This is a genomic window from Pseudomonas sp. IT-P4 (assembly GCF_949767755.1).
Taxonomy (GTDB): Bacteria; Pseudomonadota; Gammaproteobacteria; order Pseudomonadales; family Pseudomonadaceae; genus Aquipseudomonas; species Aquipseudomonas monachiensis.
Map to the genome: position 1 here is coordinate 85,401 of NZ_CATKPX010000018.1, position 16,631 is coordinate 102,031.

Annotated in this window: 15 protein-coding genes; 8 read left to right on the top strand and 7 right to left on the bottom strand. The window is 61.6% G+C overall.

Going from position 1 to position 16,631, the window contains the following annotated elements; all coding sequences use genetic code 11:
- Positions 1-87: 87 nt before the first annotated feature.
- Positions 88-1,053, top strand: a complete 966-nt coding sequence (locus ACM6IT_RS04135; RefSeq protein WP_414917576.1) for an alpha/beta hydrolase — start codon at positions 88-90, stop codon at positions 1,051-1,053.
- Between the two features lie 195 nt (positions 1,054-1,248).
- On the opposite strand, the gene ACM6IT_RS04140 is transcribed toward ACM6IT_RS04135, so the two are convergent.
- Positions 1,249-1,608, bottom strand: coding sequence for a DUF6124 family protein (locus ACM6IT_RS04140; protein WP_414917577.1), 360 nt, complete (start codon positions 1,606-1,608; stop codon positions 1,249-1,251).
- Between the two features lie 544 nt (positions 1,609-2,152).
- Between ACM6IT_RS04140 and ACM6IT_RS04145 the strand changes: the two genes are divergently transcribed.
- The 6 genes from ACM6IT_RS04145 (at position 2,153) to ACM6IT_RS04170 (ending at position 5,226) form a co-directional block, all read left to right on the top strand.
- Complete coding sequence (locus ACM6IT_RS04145) at positions 2,153-2,353, top strand: antitoxin (protein WP_414917578.1); 201 nt, start codon at positions 2,153-2,155, stop codon at positions 2,351-2,353.
- Entirely contained in the window at positions 2,325-2,780 is a 456-nt protein-coding gene (locus ACM6IT_RS04150; RefSeq protein ID WP_414912834.1) for a GNAT family N-acetyltransferase, read from the top strand. Before ACM6IT_RS04145 ends, ACM6IT_RS04150 begins: the two co-directional genes overlap by 29 nt.
- 122 nt (positions 2,781-2,902) lie before the next feature.
- Entirely contained in the window at positions 2,903-3,355 is a 453-nt protein-coding gene (locus tag ACM6IT_RS04155; protein WP_150725726.1) for a hypothetical protein, read from the top strand.
- 206 nt (positions 3,356-3,561) lie between these two features.
- Entirely contained in the window at positions 3,562-4,098 is a 537-nt protein-coding gene (locus ACM6IT_RS04160; protein WP_414917579.1) for a glyoxalase superfamily protein, read from the top strand.
- Between the two features lie 114 nt (positions 4,099-4,212).
- Positions 4,213-4,674, top strand: a complete 462-nt coding sequence (locus tag ACM6IT_RS04165) for a GyrI-like domain-containing protein (protein WP_414917580.1) — start codon at positions 4,213-4,215, stop codon at positions 4,672-4,674.
- Between the two features lie 45 nt (positions 4,675-4,719).
- Complete coding sequence (locus tag ACM6IT_RS04170; protein ID WP_414917581.1) at positions 4,720-5,226, top strand: PaaI family thioesterase; 507 nt, start codon at positions 4,720-4,722, stop codon at positions 5,224-5,226.
- A 101-nt stretch (positions 5,227-5,327) separates the two neighbouring features.
- Here the strand turns inward: ACM6IT_RS04170 and ACM6IT_RS04175 are convergent, their stop codons facing one another.
- The 5 genes from ACM6IT_RS04175 to pvdM form a co-directional block, all read right to left on the bottom strand.
- Positions 5,328-7,745 carry a TonB-dependent siderophore receptor gene (locus ACM6IT_RS04175; RefSeq protein WP_414917582.1) on the bottom strand — a complete coding sequence of 806 codons (2,418 nt, stop codon included), beginning with the start codon at positions 7,743-7,745 and terminating at the stop codon, positions 5,328-5,330.
- Positions 7,746-7,870: 125 nt separating this feature from the next.
- Positions 7,871-9,520 carry a cyclic peptide export ABC transporter gene (locus ACM6IT_RS04180; protein WP_414917583.1) on the bottom strand — a complete coding sequence of 550 codons (1,650 nt, stop codon included), beginning with the start codon at positions 9,518-9,520 and terminating at the stop codon, positions 7,871-7,873.
- Positions 9,521-9,726: 206 nt separating this feature from the next.
- Entirely contained in the window at positions 9,727-10,611 is an 885-nt protein-coding gene (locus tag ACM6IT_RS04185; RefSeq protein WP_414917584.1) for a formylglycine-generating enzyme family protein, read from the bottom strand.
- A 16-nt stretch (positions 10,612-10,627) separates the two neighbouring features.
- Positions 10,628-11,908: an aminotransferase class V-fold PLP-dependent enzyme gene (locus ACM6IT_RS04190; protein ID WP_414912827.1), complete on the bottom strand. Its 1,281-nt coding sequence runs from the start codon at positions 11,906-11,908 to the stop codon at positions 10,628-10,630.
- 31 nt (positions 11,909-11,939) lie between these two features.
- A complete protein-coding gene (gene pvdM / locus ACM6IT_RS04195; protein WP_414912826.1) occupies positions 11,940-13,289 on the bottom strand; it encodes a pyoverdine-tailoring dipeptidase-like protein PvdM in 1,350 nt (449 codons plus the stop codon).
- Positions 13,290-13,540: 251 nt separating this feature from the next.
- Here pvdM and ACM6IT_RS04200 point away from each other — a divergent pair, with 251 nt between their 5' ends.
- Positions 13,541-15,151 carry a PvdJ/PvdD/PvdP-like protein gene (locus ACM6IT_RS04200; protein WP_414917585.1) on the top strand — a complete coding sequence of 537 codons (1,611 nt, stop codon included), beginning with the start codon at positions 13,541-13,543 and terminating at the stop codon, positions 15,149-15,151.
- A gap of 84 nt (positions 15,152-15,235) precedes the next feature.
- On the opposite strand, the gene ACM6IT_RS04205 is transcribed toward ACM6IT_RS04200, so the two are convergent.
- Positions 15,236-16,627, bottom strand: a complete 1,392-nt coding sequence (locus tag ACM6IT_RS04205; RefSeq protein WP_414917586.1) for an efflux transporter outer membrane subunit — start codon at positions 16,625-16,627, stop codon at positions 15,236-15,238.
- Positions 16,628-16,631 lie beyond the last annotated feature (4 nt).

A 16,631-nucleotide genomic window follows, 5' to 3' on the forward strand; every position in this document is an offset into this window, starting at 1 on the left:
TTTTGATTGAACAGGATTACGCCCTAATGAACGGTCCTCACGGTTCGTTTATTGGGCGAGCTTTTTTATTTTTGGAGACCACCGCCCATGGCACTGCACCCGGACATCGAGGGATTTCTAGAGCTGGCCGAGTTCGGCCGCCTCAGCGGCAAAAGCCAACCCATGCATGAGCTGAGCCCGAGCGAAGCGCGGCAGCAGTTCGAGCAAACCTCGCAGTTGCTCGATGCGGCGCCGACGGGCACGTTGACGGTGACGGCGGTCAGCATTCCTGCGCGGGACGGGCATGTGCTGAACGCGCGGTTGTACGCCAAACCGCAACCGGGCAGCGAACCGCGTCCGGTGTTGTTGTATTTCCATGGCGGCGGCTACGTGGTGGGCAGCCTCGATTCCCACGACACCCTGTGCCGGCGCCTTGCGTTGGCGGGGGAGTTTGCCGTGTTGTCGGCGGACTATCGCCTGGCGCCGGAACACCGTTTTCCGACTGCTTACAACGATGCCGAAGACGTCACCCGTTGGCTGGCCCTCACCGGAGCCAATGCGTTGGGGCTGGACGCCAGGCGCATTGCGCTGGCCGGGGACAGCGTCGGCGGCAGCCTGGTGGCATCGCTGTGTATCGCCATTGCCCGGGACCCATTGGGCTGGCCGCTGGTGCCGCGCCTGCAAGTGCTGCTGTACCCGGTGATCGACGCGGTAAAAAAGCGCCCGTCCCTTGAGCGATTCGCCGAAGGCTACCTGCTGGAAGCCACCACGCTGGAGTGGTTCTACCAGCAGTACCAACGCACTGAAGCGGACCGCGCCGACTGGCGTTTTTCACCGCTGTACGCCGAGCGTTTGCAAAGGCTGACGCCGACGGTGCTGTGGCTGGCCAAGTACGACCCGTTGCTCGATGAAGGCCTGGCCTGGGCCGAGAAACTGCGTACCGGGGGGCAACCCGTTGTGCTGGAGGTAAAGTCCGGCATGACCCACGACTTTGCGCGCATGGGCGAGATGGTCCAGGAAGTGCCGGGGATGCTGGTGCAACTGGCGACGCAGATTAGCGAGAGTTTGGCCTGACCGACACACTCATGTGGGCACTGCTTAATCTGTGGCGAGGGAGCTTGCTCCCGCTCGGCTGCGCAGCAGCCGTAAACCCGAACAACGCGGTATGTCTGAGTCACCGCGATAGTCGATTTTGGGGCCGCTTCGCAGCCCAGCGGGAGCAAGCTCCCTCGCCACAGGTGAGTGCCTTCAACACAAGAGCGGTGGCTACTAAGGCGGATCAAGCCGATCCAGCGCCCGATTCACCGCCAGTTCCCCCAACATGATCACCTGCGCAATCCCCAGCAGCGCATTGCGGCTTGTCCCCTCCAGATGATCCACCAGATCGTTGGCCATGACATTGGCCGACGCCAGCGATTCGCAGGCATGCACCAGCAGGGTTTCGGTACTGAGTTCGGGATTGACGATGAACATCGTGCTGGGTGTGCGCGGGGTGGCCATGATTGCAGGGCCGGGGTTTAGGTAATGATCGAGGGCGCGCTCGGCGGCTTCGTGGAATTGTTTTGAGTCGGGGCTTTCGTACGGCGAGGCCGGGTCGGAGTCCGGCGGATTGGGTGTGGGCTTGAACATGGATGGTAAACCTCTCAGTTGAGCCGCAACCTGTCTCGCTACTAAACGGAAGGGTGGCGGCTGTGCGCAAGTTAGTAGACCGGATTACCACCCAAATCCGGCGCACCCGAAGGTGCCATGCGCACAGCCACCATCAAATGCAGGCGGACACCTGATTGAAGGACGCTTATGCAACCGATTTTGGATGGTAAGACGGGCTACTAAACCCGATCACTGGAAATCAGTGACCCGAACCAAGTTACCGACACCCCCCAAGGCGCACAAGCCGGCGGATTCTGGCGTACCTGTAGGCAACGGCGCAAGGCGTTGTGGCTTTCACGAAGTAACCTGTAGGCCGCTTAAACAGGCGCTATCGAGTGGTTTTCAACCTGCTGCCATGCCTTGTCAGAGAGCGTTGAATTCCTCGGAGTCGGCAGGAAGAGTCCTACGAAAGTTTGCGGTTGGCCCTCGGAAGTACAGCCCTTACGATCTGACGCGACGCAATGGTCGGCTAACCCAATGACATTCATCATTGCCAATGACGACAGCGGCTCTGGAGGCCATTATGAGCGCCGACTTTTCCCCCATCGTTTCAGGGCTTGAGACCGAAGAGCAGGTCGCCAACCATGACCGTTGGTTCCGCGCCAAGGTGCAAGCTTCGATAGACGACCCGTGCCCGAATGTCCCACATGATCGGATGATGGAAGATATTCGAGCCCTCATCGAGTCAAAACGCAATGTCAATGGACGAATGGGTGATATGTAAAGTCTCCGGGCTCGCACCGCAAATCCGCGAGCTGGAAGCGCAGGCCGTTGCAGAAGGCTTCAGGTTCCTCACCCGGTTGATTTCGGAATGGGAAAGCGGCGCCAATCGATTCGATCAGCAGGGTGAGTGCCTATTGGGGGTGTTTCGCAACGGGAGGCTGATAGCCGTTGGAGGTCTCTCATCCGATCCATTTTCCGAACCGGGCGTAGGAAGATTACGGCGGGTGTACGTCGCCCCTGCATCAAGGGGCCGGAATGTGGGTAAAGCGCTGGTGCGGCAGCTACTGGAACTGGCGTCTGAGCATTTCCGCGTTGTGCGACTGTCCACGGACACCCCCAAGGGCGCTGCCTTTTACCTGCGCAGCGGGTTTGAACCGATACACGATGAACATGCGACGCATATGAAGTCATTGGTGAGGGGCAAATAGCCCATACGAAATCACCGATCAAGTGCCTTGCCAGAGGAAAAACACTGCGAAATACGAAAAAGCTGCCCGTTAATTGGCGGTATCAATCCCAACGGCGTTCTGAAAAAACCAAGGACGATTCAATGATGGATCATAAAAAAAACCTCCTCAGTTGCCTGATATTCCCCATCGCCCCTGTCGCCGTCATTTTTCTCACCTTCGCCCTGTGCAAGGACATCTGGATGGAAAGTTTCTACACGCCCGGCGAGGACGGCGGCGAAGTGGAACCAACGCTGGCGCTCGTTATCATTCCGATCCTGCTGGTAATTGCCGCACCGTTGCTGGCGGGGCTGACAGGGCTGACTCGATGGGGTTCGCGGCGCTTTGAACGCGGTGCCTGGTGGCGGTGGTTGATGGCGATTCCACGCGTCGTGCTGGTAGCCATTGCGTTGTTTCTGTTTATGCTTTCGAGCGGTTTCCTGATGGGCGACACGTTCGGTCCATTCAGGCATTGGCAGGTGGCCTGCGCATGGGCAGCCTGCGCGGTCACCGTCGGGGCATTTGTGCTTCAGCAACTTTCACGTCTGAAGGAATAGTCTTCAGGCCTCGGACTGAGTACTGCCGGGCCATCTTCCGCAGACCGTATCGGCTATGTATCATCGACCTCGGCCCGATGCTGCCCGCCGCTCGCTCCCGTTGGGAAAGGTGAAAGCATCTCCTCCTTCTACAAACCTTTTCGCCTCTCTTGACGGTCGAGGTTTGGCAATGCGAGCACCAAGGCATCTCGGCTACAGGAGCAGCCATGTTTTCAATCGAGCAAGCCAAGCAAATGGCCAAACAGTTGCGCGCCTCGCTGGAGGAACGCAATCAAGTGGTGACCCATTCCACCGCGCTGGAACTGGTCGCGCAGCAACTGGGCTACAAGGACTGGAACACCGCGTCAGCGATGCTTGCCCAGGCAAACACCCCGTCCACGCCTGCTGCGACTTTCGACAAACCCATTCCAATCCTGCGGATGTTCGACGAAGCCAAGGCGCGCGAGTTCTATCTGGATTTCCTGGGGTTCAGCGTCGAGTTCGAGCACCGTTTCGAGGCTGATCTGCCGCTGTACCTGGGCATCAGTCGCGACGGTCTGCAACTGCACCTTTCCGAACATCACGGCGATGCCAGCCCAGGCTCGACGGTATTTGTGCCGATGAAAAATATCGAACTGCTGCGGGACGAGTTGCTCGGTAAGCGCTATGGCTACGGACGCCCGGATATTGTTCAGCAGGGTTGGGGCAAAGTCCTGGAAGTCTACGACCCGTTCGGTAACCGGATCCGGTTCTGCCAAAGCTGATTCGCAGGTGCGGGCCGGGGTGACCCGGTCCGCTTCAAGGCACAACGATTCGACCTCGCGCGCTCCGATTCGGGCTGTGCTTTAATCTGAAACCTTCAATCAGGAGATCTCGGAATGGAACCCAACATCGCACACATTTCTCGCTTCCTCGTATCAGGTCTGACCGTACGTACGAGGAATCAAGATGAATCCCGGCAGGAGAGTGCGAAGATCCCCGGGCTGTGGGGGCAGTTCTTTGCCAGCAGCGTTGCCGAGCAGATCCCGGACCGTTTACCCAACGCACCTGTTGTTGGTGTGTACTCAACCTATGAATCTGACGCCAACGGTTTGTACAACGTGACGGCAGGTGTGCCCGTGACCGAGACGAGCGCGGATTTCGACAGCATCGAGATTCAGGAAGGCAAGTATCTGGTCTTCGAAGCCCGTGGCCCAATGCCCGCTGCGGTCATTCAGGCCTGGGGGGATATCTGGAACTACTTTGAACAGCATCAACAGGTGCAACGTCGTTACGCCACGGACTTTGAATCCTATGGCGGCCCTGACGAAGTCCGGATTCATATTGGCGTTGTGGCATAAACGCTGAACGAAACATGTGGGTTAAATCTTGAGGATCAACACGGCATGACCACGCAGGACACTTCGCTTCAAGACATCGCCGCGCCTGAAGGCGTCTGTTACGGCTGCGGCAGCCAGAATCCGCACGGGCTGCACATCAAGAGCTTCTGGCATGAAGACGGGGTGCATGTCATGGCCGAGCATTTGCCGGAAGACAAATACTGCGGCTGGCCGGGGCTGGTTTACGGCGGTTTGATCGCGATGCTGGTCGATTGCCACTCCAACTGGACGGCGATGGCTTATCACTACCGGGCAGAACAGCGCGAGGTGGGCAGCCTGCCCCACGTTACATGCGTCACCGGTAACCTGGGCATCAAGTACATCAAGCCCACCCCGATGGGTGTCCCCCTGACACTGCGTGCAAGAGTCGAGGGCGATGTCGGGCGCAAAAGCCGGGTCATTTGCGAGGTCTTCGCCGGGGATGTCCTGACCGCTGTCGGGGACTCCACGTTTGTCCGCGTCGATACCGAGCAACTCAGGACCGCCGCGCACGAGCGCAAGGTCGACTCCTGAAGCCGGCGCAACAAACACGCATTACCTTTGCGGTTCGTCAGCGAATCAGCACCGGGCCGCAAGCGGCCCGGGTGGGGTGTGGCTGTTGACGCTGCCGGCAATCAATACTGCGCGCGCAAGCTCAGGGTCAGGGTGCGCGGGTCGCCGTAGAAGTTGGTGCCCCAGGAGGCGTCGACGCGGTCGTAGTACTTGCGGTCGAACAGGTTGTTGGCGGTCAGTGTCGACGACAGGTGTTCGTTGAACTTGTAGCCGACCTGGGCCGAGGTCACGGCATAGCCGCCTTGTTTGAACTTCACGTCACGCTGGTAGTAGGTGTCGCTGACCACACGCACGCCACCGGCGACGCTGAAGTCCTTGAGCGCACCGTCGGTGAACTCGTACTTGGTCCACAGGTTGTAGTTGTGCTTGGGCGTGATGGTGCTGAAGGTCTTGCCTTTGTTGGCCTGATCGCCGTCCAGGAACTTGGTGGAGGTGAAGGCGTAACCGGTGACGATGCTCCAGTTGTCGGTCAGGTTGCCGCTCAACTCGGTTTCCCAGCCCTGGCTGCGGGCCTTGCCTTCGGTCATGTAGGCACCGGAGTTGTTGTCGTATTCGGCGCGGTTTTCATCGTAGATGCGAAAGGCGGCGAGGCTGGCGTTCAGGCGACCGTCGTAGAACTCGCGCTTGAGGCCGATCTCGTACTGCTTGCCTTCGCGCGGGCCGACCGGCTCGCCGTTTGTGCCGATTTCGCTCTGCGGTTTGAACACGCCGGTGTAGCTGAAGTAGGTCGACAGTTCAGGGGTGATCTTGCCGATGATGGCGCCGTACGGCACGACCTTGCGGTTGATGCTGGTGTGGGCTTCGCCGAAGTTGTTGAAGAAGGCGTTGGCGTTCTTCGCATCGCTTTCGTACCAGGTGACGCGGCTGCCGCCGATGACATCGAGCCAGTCGGTGACGTTGATCTTGGCGCGGGTGTAGACGCCGTACTGATCGGACTTGGACCAGTTGCCGTTGACGTGGGCATAGTCGTTGCGGGGAATGTCGATGCTGTCCGGATTGTACACGTTGATCGGGAAGTACTCGCCGCCGCCGTAGGTGAAGTCCTTGTCCAGGTGCTGGTATTCGGCGCCCACGGTGAACTCGTGGCGGCGATCGGCGAACTCGAACGGCGTGGTGACGAAGCTGTCGACGCCGACGGTCTTGATGTGGGTGTAGTAGTCGTAGGCGACGGCCCAGCTGTCACCGGTGGCCGGGTCGACCGCGCCGTCGGCCCAGGTGAAGTTACGCTCCGGGGTTTCGGCGTCGCGGTAGGTCAGGGTGGTCTTGAACTGACCGCCGTTGTCCAGTTCGTGGTCGAGTTCGGCGAAGGATTCCCAGACTTTTTCGTTGAGGGTGTTCCACTTGGCATCGACGAAGGTCGAGCGCGGCACGTCGAGCAATGAGCCGTCGGCGTAGGCCGGCAGGCCGAAGGCCGGGGTGGAGTTGTTCTTCTGGTAAGCGCCGCCGACCGACAGGGTGGTGGCCGGGTCGAGGTCGAATTCCAGGCGACCGTAGACCATCGGGCGTTCGTTCTGCGCGTAGTCGACGAAGGACTGGTTGTTCTCGTAGGCGGTGATGAAACGACCGCGCACGGTGCCCTGTTCGTTCAACGGGCCGGTGACGTCCACCGAAGAACGGTAGCGATCGTAGGAGCCGGCGGCCAGTTCGCCACCGAGGGCGAATTTGCTCAGGGCGCGCTTGCGCACCACGTTGATCGTACCGCCGGGTTCGCCCGCGCCCTGGTACAGGCCCGACGGGCCGCGCAGCACTTCGATGCGGTCGTACATCGCCAGGTCGAAGCTGGTGGCCATGTCGCCCTGGCCGGTGGGCTGCGAGACGCCGTCGACCTGCACCTGGTCGACGAGGAAGCCACGCATGTAGACGTCGTTGAGGCTGGAGCCGGAGTTGTAGGTCTTGATGGTCACGCCGGTGACCTGGCGCATGGCGTCCTGCAGGCTGTTCAGGTTCTGGTCGTCCATGCGCTGGCGCGTGACGACGGACACCGACTGCGGGATGTCCTTGACCTTGATGTTGCCTTTGCCGATGGTCACTTCGTCGCTGGTGTAGGAGTGCGAACCTTCGGTGGTCGGCCCCAGCGCCACGCCGGTGATGGACGTCGCACCCAGTTGCAGTGCACTGGAGTCACCGGCCGATGGCACCAGCGACACGGTGTTGCCATTCAACTGAAAATTGATGCCGCTCCCCAGCAGCAAGGTTTTCAGTGCCTGTTCCGGTTCCATGGTGCCGGACACTGCCGTGGACTTGATGCCGTTGACCATGTCCTGGCTGTAGAGAATCTGCAGGTTGGTCTGCTGGCCCAGTTGGCGCAATGCGCTGGCCAGCGACTGGGCCGGTACATTGACGTTCACCGGGGCTGCCTCGACCTGGGACGTACCCAGCAGCAACAGGGTCAGCAGCGCGCCCGGCACGACCGTTCGGAATTTCTTTTGCCGTTCGATAGCTAACGCCAAGGGTGCGCGGGACAGAGTAAGGCTTTGCATTGCTCGAATCGCTCCAGAAGGGTGTGTGCAGTTTTTTAGTTAATGATAATTATTATTAGACGGACCACGTTGCCTAAACCGGAAAACAAACTCTAAAAACAATGATTTGCGTGCGGAAACGGCACTCAGGCGGTTGCGCGCTCGGTGACGACCCGCCCCGATTCCATGCGCACCAGTTGATCGGCCATGTCGAAATAGCGGTCGTCGTGGGAGATCACGATGATGGTCTTGCCCAGGCGTTTGAGGTCCGGCAGCAGCTCGGTGTAGAAGATGCGGCGGAAGGTCGGGTCCTGGTCGGCGGCCCATTCGTCGAACACCAGCACCGGGCGTTCTTCCAGCCAGGCATTGACCAGCGCCAGGCGCTTGCGCTGGCCGGTGGACAGGTCGGTGGTGGTGAAGCTGCCGTCCCTGACGCTGACCTTGTGCGCGATCTCCAGCCGTTGCAGGTATTGGTTGGCATCTTCGGGGATGTGCTGGTCGCCCTGGACCACGTCATCGAACAGGTAGTAATCGGCAAAGATCGTGGTGAACAATTGGCGGTAGTCGTCGCGATTGTGCGCGTCGATGCCTTGGCCGTTGAGCAGGATCGAACCCTGTTGCGGCGCGTAGAGGCCCAGCAGCAACTTGATCAGGGTGGTCTTGCCGCAGCCGTTTTCACCGACGATGAAAATGATCTCGCCTTGCTCGATGGTCAGGTTCACCGGGCCCAGGCGAAACGCGTCACTGCCCGGTGCGGCGGGGAAGGCGTAGCTGACGTTGTCCAGTTGCAGGCGGTTGACCACGGTCGGCGGGGTGCCTTTGTCGTTGAGCAACAGGTGCGGCTCGGGGGAGGAAAACTGGCTCGACAGTTCGGCAATGCGGCGAAAGGCAATGCGTGCCCGGCTGACGATCGGCAAGGTGCTGACCAGATGCTCGATCGGGCCTTTCATGTACAGCAGCACCAGCACGAAGCCGCTCATCACCGCCTGGTCGGCGCTGGGCCAGAACGATTGCAGGGCCAGTGCCAGGCCGATCACCACGAAGAACAGCATCGAGCCCAGGGTCTTGGCGATCACGAAGGTGTTGATCGAACGCACCTGGGTGTTACAGATGAAATCGGCGGTGCCCTGGATGCCCTTGACGAACATGCGCTGACGGCGCGGGCGGTGGATGCGCAACTCCTTGGCGCCGCCGGCAATGGCGTTGTAGTGCTTTTGCAGATCGTCCTCGGCGTCGCGGGCGGCCATGAAACCCTGGATGCCCTTGCCCTGGGCGAAGAACTGGATGCCGGTGCCGATGGCAATCGCCAGCACCATCATCAGGAACATCGGCCACGACAGCATCGCCAGGTAACCCATGCAGCCAAGGGTCACGGTCAGGGAAATCGCCAGCGGCGCGAAGGCGAAGGCGAAATCGCTGATGGTGTCGACGTCGTGGGTCAGCACCGGGATCAAGCGGTGGCTGCGGTAGCGCTCGATCTGCTCGATGGGCGCTGAAAGCACCTTTTCCCCAAGTTCTTTGCGCAGCCGGGCAATGATGTGCTGGCCGACGTAGTTGGTGCCGATGTCCGAGCAGATCGAGCTGCCCAGGGCCAGCAGGCACAGGCCGCCGAACAGCGCGACCACGCCTTGGGTCAGGCCATCGGCCGAGTGCAGCGCGTTGTTGATGGTGGCCAGCAACACCGTGACGCTCAGGCCACCCACCATGCCCAGGACAATGGACGTGGCAACGATCAGTCGAAACGGTTTCAACAGGGCCAGTAATTCGCCGATGGCGCCTCGGGTAGGCTGGGTCATGGCAAGCAGTTCCTTGGGTCGTAAGGCAGATACCCAGTAGAACGTCTGATGGAGGGCTTTATTTAAACGGTGGGCGACACAAAACCTGTGGGAGCGGCGGTGCGGCGATCCGACTTGCTCGCGAAAGCGGTTTGTCAGTCACATTGATGTTGGATGTGCTGCCGCCTTCGCGAGCAAGCCCGCTCCCACAAGGATTTGGGAAGGAGTCATAGGTTGGGTGTCAGGTCGCGCACGACGCGAAATCCGACCCAGTCGCCACGGGTTTGCGGGTCGATGTCATTGCGGTTGCCCGAGCGGGAAAACACAGGCGCCTCGCCCCAGTCGTTGCCACGGATGCGCAGGGTGTCGCAGTTCGGTTCGGTCCAGGCGCTGCCATCAGTGGGCGCACCGACATAGTCCGGGTGATAGCAATCGGCGATCCACTCGTAGACATTGCCGTGCATGTCGTACAGGCCGAAGGCATTCGCCGGATAGCTGCCCACGGGTGAGGAATAGCTGTAGCCATCGGTGGGGCCGTAGGTGTTGGCGTGTGTGGCGATGCTGTACTCGGTGCCAGGGTCGAACGGGAAGGGGAACGCTCCCTTTGACCCGGCACGGGCGGCGTACTCGCGCTGGGCCTCGCTGACGATGTGGTAGTGCTGGCCGGTCTTCATTGACAGCCAGGCGACGTAGGCACTGACCTCGGCGAAGTTCATGCACACCGCCGGCTGACGCGGGCCCTGTGGATAACGCGGCTTGCCGTTGATGCACTCGCGGCCGGGGCGGGTGTCGCCATCGGGCAGGGTGATCCCGGTTTCCTTCATGTATTGGGCCCATTCGCCGGCGGTGATCTGGTAGCGGCTCATGGCAAAGGGTTTGTCGAACGTCACCTCATGCATCGGGCCTTCATCAGGTTCGCGGCCGACTTCGTCGTCCGGGGTGCCCATGGTGAAGGTGCCGGCGGGCAACACCACCATTTCCGGGCAGTTACGGCAATCCTTGAAGACCTTGCCGGGCAAGGGCGCGGTGTAGGCCTGGGCGAGGCCGGGCAAGGCGCTGCCGAGCACGGCCAACAGCGTCAGGGTGCCGAGTTTTTTCAGGGTGCTTTTCATAATGGTTCTCGCTCAGTCAGACCTGGTTGGCCAGCAGTTCCATCAGGCGGTCGATGTGCGCTTGGGTATTGAGTAGCCCTGGCGACACACGAATGATCGGCCCGACATCACGGTCCACGGCATCGCACACCACACGCTGATCCATCAGGTAATTGGCAACTGCCTCGCAGTCCCGGTTCTTGATGCGGAAGAAGGTGAAACCGGCGGAATACTCCGGCGACAGTGGCGTGACCAGCTCCACCGACGGGTGTGCCTGCAAGCGTTTTTTCAGGTAGCTGTTGATGGCGTGAATGCGTGTCGCGACCTCGGCCTTGCCCAGTTCCAGGTGCAATTTGAAGGCCTCGGTCAGCGCCCAGCGGTGTTCGAACGAGTGGTAGCCGCCGTAGGTCATCACCGTGGAGAACTGGGTGGCTTCGGAGAATGTCGGGATGGTCGGGGTCACGTCCTTGAGCTCGTCGGAGCGGGCGCAGATGATCCCGGTGCCCCGTGGGCCGAACATCCATTTGTGGGTGCCGGCAATGAAGAAATCGCAGTGCATGTCCGGGAAATCGACGTTCTCTACGCCGAAGCCGTGGACGCCATCGATCACGTAGAGGATGCGGTCCTTGTCGGCGCGGCCACGGTTTTTCTCTTCAACCAGTTTGCCGATCTCGCCGATGGGCAATTTCACGCCGCTGCCGGAATGCACCCAGGTCATGCCCAGGACGCGGGTTTCGGGGCGGATGTTGCGTTCAATCGCGGCCAGCACTTCGGCGGTCGAGACCTTGTACGGGTCTTCGAACAACTTGATCTTGCGAACCTGGGTGCCGTCCTTCCGGGTGCGGTATTCGAACACGCTGTTGGCGGCGTAGTGCTCGTGTTCGCTGGTGAGGATCTCCTGGTCCGGGCGCACGTGGATGCCGGCATAGATCATCGCCAGGCCTTCGGTGGTGCTGCCGGTCAGGGCGATCTGTGACGGCTTGGCCTTCAGGTAACGGCCGGCCCACACGCGCACCTCTTCTTCGCGGCGTTCGGTTTCGCCGCGATGCCAATCCATGGCCAGGCCCGGGTTGCGATCGAGGTTGGCGCGGTGCATCTCGATGGCTTCACGCACAGGCAGCGGATGCGAGGTCACCAGGAAGTTGGCGAAGTGCAGGTAGTTCGGGTCTTGGGTGAAGAGTTGGCGCAACTGGTCCCATTTGTCCTTGGGCAGTGGCGCGGAGCTGGCGGCCCGTACCGGCAGGCTCACAGCGCAGGCCAAGGGAAGACCGGCCGCGAGGATGCCGGCCTGCTTTAAGAATGAACGACGGTTGGTCATGGATTCGGTTCGCTTTGGCAATAGATGAAAATCAGTTCTGGACCACGGGCCGGGAGGACTTCTGCACCTGGTCCCAGACCCGCAGGAAGTTGCCGCCCCAAAGCTTGGCGATGTCGGCTTCGCTGTAGCCGCGGCTGATCAGTTCGGCGGTCACGTTGCGGGCCTCGCTGACGTCTTTCCAGCCATCGAGGCCGCCGCCGTCGTTGAAGTCGGAACTGATGCCGACGTGGTCGATGCCGATTTTCTTCACGGCGTAATCGATTGCATCGCCGTAATCCTTGAGGGTGGCCTTGGGTTCTTCGTCGAGGATTGAATAGAGCTGGCTGGCGTACTCGCCGAAGCGCTGCTCGGGCCAGACGGTGATCACCGGGTCGCCGGGCATCAGGGCCATCTCCAGGCCTTGCAGCGGTTGCAGGTCGAAGCGGGCGCGCAGGGCGTTGAGCTTGTCCTGGGTGGCCTGGCTCAGCGGGCGGATGTAGGTCGGGAAGCCGACAATCTGCACCACGCCGCCGCTGTTCTTGATCAGCTGCATTTCCGGGTCGCTGAGGTTGCGCGGGATGTCCACCAGGGCACGCGGCGCCGAGTGGGAGGCGACCATCGGCGTGCGGCTCAGTTGCGCCACTTGCTCCAGGGCCTTGGTCGACATCTGCGACACATCGATGATCACGCCCAGGTCGTTGAGGCGATGCACCGCTTGCTTGCCGATGTCCGACAGCCCGCCCAGGGCATCCCGCGAATCGTTGAAGAACGGCAGCGGCCGCGACGAGTCGGCCCAGGCGTTGTTGCCTACGTAGCTGAAGCCGAACATGCGCATGCCGCGCGCTGCCCACTTGTCCAGGGCGTTGAGGTCGTTGCCCAGCGGGTAGGCATTGAGCATGCTGATGAACACCGCGAACTTGCCTTCGCCGTGCAGGCGACGGAAGTCGTCGGGGGTGTAGGCGATGGCCACCTGGTTGGGGAAGTCGCGCACCATGGCGCTGATAATCTTGTAGCGGGTTTCCTGCTCGTGTCGGGCCTCGTCGACGAAACCGGCGGTAGGGCGATGGGGGGCGTTGGGGCCGTTCCAGATTTCCGGCCAGCCGAAGATCGTCAGCGCCGCCCCGGACAGACGCCCGCGCCCGGTCTTGACCAGGTCGAACTGGCCTTCGCCGTCCTTGTCGACTTCGTTGCCGGCGGTGCCGAAGTCCATGGGCACGGTGATGTGGCTGTCGAACGAGAGGATGCGTTCCTGCAACTGATCGGCCTGTTTCATCACCTTGACCGGGTAGCCGGGGTTGTCCCTGAACCAGTAATTCCAAGCCGCGAAACCCGCCCCCGCGCTGATCGCCAGGGCCAGCGGCAGGCCGATGAAAAGAGCCTTTTTCGAACGTGGTTTGGTCATTGCCGTCTCAGTCAGATTCGCCGCCCCGGTGCAGGCGCAGGGGCCTTTGCTATCTGGGGGGAACGAGTGGCTGGCCATGGAATTTAGGTTGATCCCAAAAGATCGCAGCCTGCGGCAGCTCCTACATTGGATCGGCATAAACCCGTAGGAGCTGCCGAAGGCTGCGATCTTTCAAAGCACCGTAAATTTGTCGGTGCAACAAACGTTCTAGCTTGGATAAAGCCTGCTCCATGGCTGACACAGGTAGGGCAATGACGATTTCTCGACGATGGTTCCTCGCGGGCCTGGCGCTGACCGGTGCCGCCGTGCCGGCGGCGTATTACGGGCATCGCGAACTGACCAGGCCGGACCCGAGCATCACTCCCGGCGAAGCCTCGTTCGATGTGGCGGATGTCGCCGGCCAACGCTTGGCGGATACCTTGCGCGGGGTCTGGCAGATTCGTTTCGAAGGTCGTGACGCCGGTATCGAAGGCTTGCCCCTCGAAGGCCTGGAGGTGTTCCTCGACATCGGGCACAAGGGTCGCGGTTTCAGTGGTTATCTCGACACCGCCGAGCGTTTGCGCTCCAGCGAAGAGCCCCGTTACCGAGTGTTGGGCGATCTGTCCGGGGCCAACCCGAAGCAGCTGGCCTGGCGTCTGCTGGGCGCCAGTGGCTGTTGCGAATACGAATTCGAGATGACCCTGGACGAGGTCTGGGCCGGTTTCGGCAACGCCGGCAGCGGCAGCCTCAGTGGGCGGGTGCTGGACCTGAAGCGGCCGCTGATGCTGACGGCCCAGGACAATCGATTCATTGCCGTCAAACGGGTATTCCCTGAAGCCCGCGAGCGTGCCGGCCTCAACAAGGCACTGCTGGCCTGGCTGGTATCACCGGAGCATCGGCTGTTCCACCAGCTCTGGCATGCCTCCCGGGACAAGTGGCACAAGCTGTCCGAAGACCAGCGCGGCGCCTTGCGCGGACTCGGCTGGCAACCCGGCCCGCGGGACCAGGAGCGCGATGCCCGTGGCGAACGCAAGGATCGCAACGGTTCGGGCGTGGACTTTTTCTTCATGCACCGGCACATGCTCGGCACGGCGCGGTCGATGCAGGACCTGCCGTCCTGGACGCACTTCCCGTTACCGCAGCCGGAACTGGCGCGGGACCGGCCCGGCTTCGCGCGTTACTTCGACAACCACGACGGCACCGCGTTGCCGCCGACCTGGCTGGCCGAGGACGATGACGAGTACACGCAATGGGTCAGCGACATCAAGACTGGCGAGACGTATCACAGCAATTTCCAGGTCTGGGAATCCCGCTATCGTGATCCGCGTTACCTGTCGACGCTGACCCTCGGCCAGTTCGGCTCGGAGGTCGAACTGGGCCTGCACGACTGGTTGCACATGCGCTGGGCTTCGGTGCCCCGTGATCCGTCCAACGGTCAGCCGGTGCCGTTCGCCCGGGATCCGGCGGACTTTTCCTCGCGCTGGTTTGCAGCGGAAAACGATTTTCTCGGTGACCCGTTTTCTTCCCATGTGAGCCCGGTGTTCTGGCATTTCCACGGCTGGATCGACGACCGCCTGGAAGACTGGTTCCGCGCCCACGAGCGCTTCCATCCGGGGCAGGTCAGTCGGCTGCTGGTTAACGGTGTGCAATGGTTCGCGCCGGGGCGCTGGGTCGAGATCGATGACCCCTGGCTCGGGCCAACCACCCATGGCTGCAGCACCACGCCGGGGTTGCAGGCGGGCAAGTCATTGGAAATGGACCCGGAAACCATGAAGCTGGCGCTGCGCATCACCTTTGGCGAGGACGAGAAGAAACTGAAGGGGCTGTCCCGCAAAGTGCCGCAGCGACCGTGGTATGCGCGCAATTTGAAGGCCAAGGCATAAAGCCAAAGATCGCAGCCTGCGGCAGCTCCTACAGCTTATGCGGTGTACCTGTAGGAGCTGCCGCAGGCTGCGATCTTTTGATTCTCATATTGTCCACCCCCCACCCAACGCCTTGTATAGCGCAATACTCGCCTGCATCCGCGACAACCGCAGTTGCACATTCAAATCCTGCGCCGCATACAGCGTGCGCTGGGTCTCCAGCACCGTCAGCAAGTCCTCGGCCCCGGCCTGATAACGGCTTTGCGCGATGTTGAAGGCGGTTTGCGCCTGGCTCAGTTCTTCACTCTGCCACCCGCGCTGTTGATCCAGCCCGCGGATGCTGTTGAGGGCTTTTTCGACGTCGGCGAAGCCGTTGATGATCGCCCCGCGATAGGTCTCCAGCAGTTCTTCCTGGCGTGCCGTGGCCTTGTCGCGCTGGGCGCCGAGGCGGCCGTTGTTGAACACCGGCGCGAGCAGCCCGGCGGTGAGGTTGTAGAAGGGGCTGCGCAGGATGTCGTCGGCCCGGTCGGCGCCGGAGCCGATTTCGGCGGTGAGGGTCACGGTCGGCAGCATCGCGGCCCGGGCGACGGTGACGTCGGCCTGGGCGGCGGCCAGTTGCGCCTCGGCCCGGGCAATGTCCGGGCGGCGACTGAGCAACTGGCTGGGTACCCCGGCGTCAATCGCCGGCCAGGTCAGTTGATCGAAGCGTTCCTGACCCAGCGACAGCGCCTGAACCGGGCGGCCGAGCAGGGCGGCGAGGCTGATCCGCGCCTCTTCGGCCTGTTGCCGCACCAGCGGCAGCTGGCGTTGTTGCGCCGCCACCAGGCTTTTTTGCTGCGCCAGTTCCAGGGCCGTGGCCGAACCCGAATCGAAACGAGTCTGCACCAGTTTCAACACGCTTTGGGCATTGGCCAGGTTCAATTCGGCGATGCGGCGCTGCTCCTGCAGCGACAAGGCTTGCGCGTAGCCGTTGGCCACACCGCTGAGCAGCGTCAGTTCCACCGTGGCCTGATCGAACTCGCTGGCTTGCAGACTGAATTGCGCACTGTCGCGAGTGGCACGCTGGCCCCCCCAGAAATCGATTTCGTAGCTGGCAGTCAGGTTCGCCGTGAAATAGTCGACGGCGTCGTTATCGCTGTCGGCATCAAGCTGACTGTAGCCGTTGCCCCGCAGCAGCTTCTGGCGATTGGCGTTGATCCCGGCCTTGACCTCGGGCAGTTGCGAGCCGCCGGCAATCACCGTGTCGGCCTGGGCCTGGCGCACTCTGGCGACGGCCGCGGCCAGGTCGTAGCTGCCGAGCCGCGCCTGTTCGATCAGGCGTCCCAGTTGCGGGCTGCCGAAGCGGTTCCACCATTGCTTGTTGTCATGGACAGCGCCTGCGGTGTGTGGCGATTGCCAGGCGGCCGGCGGCTGGATACCGCTGTCAGGGCGCTGGGGCGGGGTGCCGCAGGCACTGAGCAACAGGCACAGGGTTATCACACTGAGTGGCGGCTTCATCAAT

What these genes read in the sequence shown, in the direction of transcription:
- ACM6IT_RS04135 (WP_414917576.1), top strand. Translation starts at nt 88, where the DNA reads ATGGCACTGCACCCGGACATCGAGGGATTTCTAGAGCTGGCCGAGTTC.
- ACM6IT_RS04140 (WP_414917577.1), bottom strand. Translation starts at nt 1,608, where the DNA reads ATGTTCAAGCCCACACCCAATCCGCCGGACTCCGACCCGGCCTCGCCG.
- ACM6IT_RS04145 (WP_414917578.1), top strand. Translation starts at nt 2,153, where the DNA reads ATGAGCGCCGACTTTTCCCCCATCGTTTCAGGGCTTGAGACCGAAGAG.
- ACM6IT_RS04150 (WP_414912834.1), top strand. Translation starts at nt 2,325, where the DNA reads ATGTCAATGGACGAATGGGTGATATGTAAAGTCTCCGGGCTCGCACCG.
- ACM6IT_RS04155 (WP_150725726.1), top strand. Translation starts at nt 2,903, where the DNA reads ATGATGGATCATAAAAAAAACCTCCTCAGTTGCCTGATATTCCCCATC.
- ACM6IT_RS04160 (WP_414917579.1), top strand. Translation starts at nt 3,562, where the DNA reads ATGTTTTCAATCGAGCAAGCCAAGCAAATGGCCAAACAGTTGCGCGCC.
- ACM6IT_RS04165 (WP_414917580.1), top strand. Translation starts at nt 4,213, where the DNA reads ATGGAACCCAACATCGCACACATTTCTCGCTTCCTCGTATCAGGTCTG.
- ACM6IT_RS04170 (WP_414917581.1), top strand. Translation starts at nt 4,720, where the DNA reads ATGACCACGCAGGACACTTCGCTTCAAGACATCGCCGCGCCTGAAGGC.
- ACM6IT_RS04175 (WP_414917582.1), bottom strand. Translation starts at nt 7,745, where the DNA reads ATGCAAAGCCTTACTCTGTCCCGCGCACCCTTGGCGTTAGCTATCGAA.
- ACM6IT_RS04180 (WP_414917583.1), bottom strand. Translation starts at nt 9,520, where the DNA reads ATGACCCAGCCTACCCGAGGCGCCATCGGCGAATTACTGGCCCTGTTG.
- ACM6IT_RS04185 (WP_414917584.1), bottom strand. Translation starts at nt 10,611, where the DNA reads ATGAAAAGCACCCTGAAAAAACTCGGCACCCTGACGCTGTTGGCCGTG.
- ACM6IT_RS04190 (WP_414912827.1), bottom strand. Translation starts at nt 11,908, where the DNA reads ATGACCAACCGTCGTTCATTCTTAAAGCAGGCCGGCATCCTCGCGGCC.
- pvdM (WP_414912826.1), bottom strand. Translation starts at nt 13,289, where the DNA reads ATGACCAAACCACGTTCGAAAAAGGCTCTTTTCATCGGCCTGCCGCTG.
- ACM6IT_RS04200 (WP_414917585.1), top strand. Translation starts at nt 13,541, where the DNA reads ATGACGATTTCTCGACGATGGTTCCTCGCGGGCCTGGCGCTGACCGGT.
- ACM6IT_RS04205 (WP_414917586.1), bottom strand. Translation starts at nt 16,627, where the DNA reads ATGAAGCCGCCACTCAGTGTGATAACCCTGTGCCTGTTGCTCAGTGCC.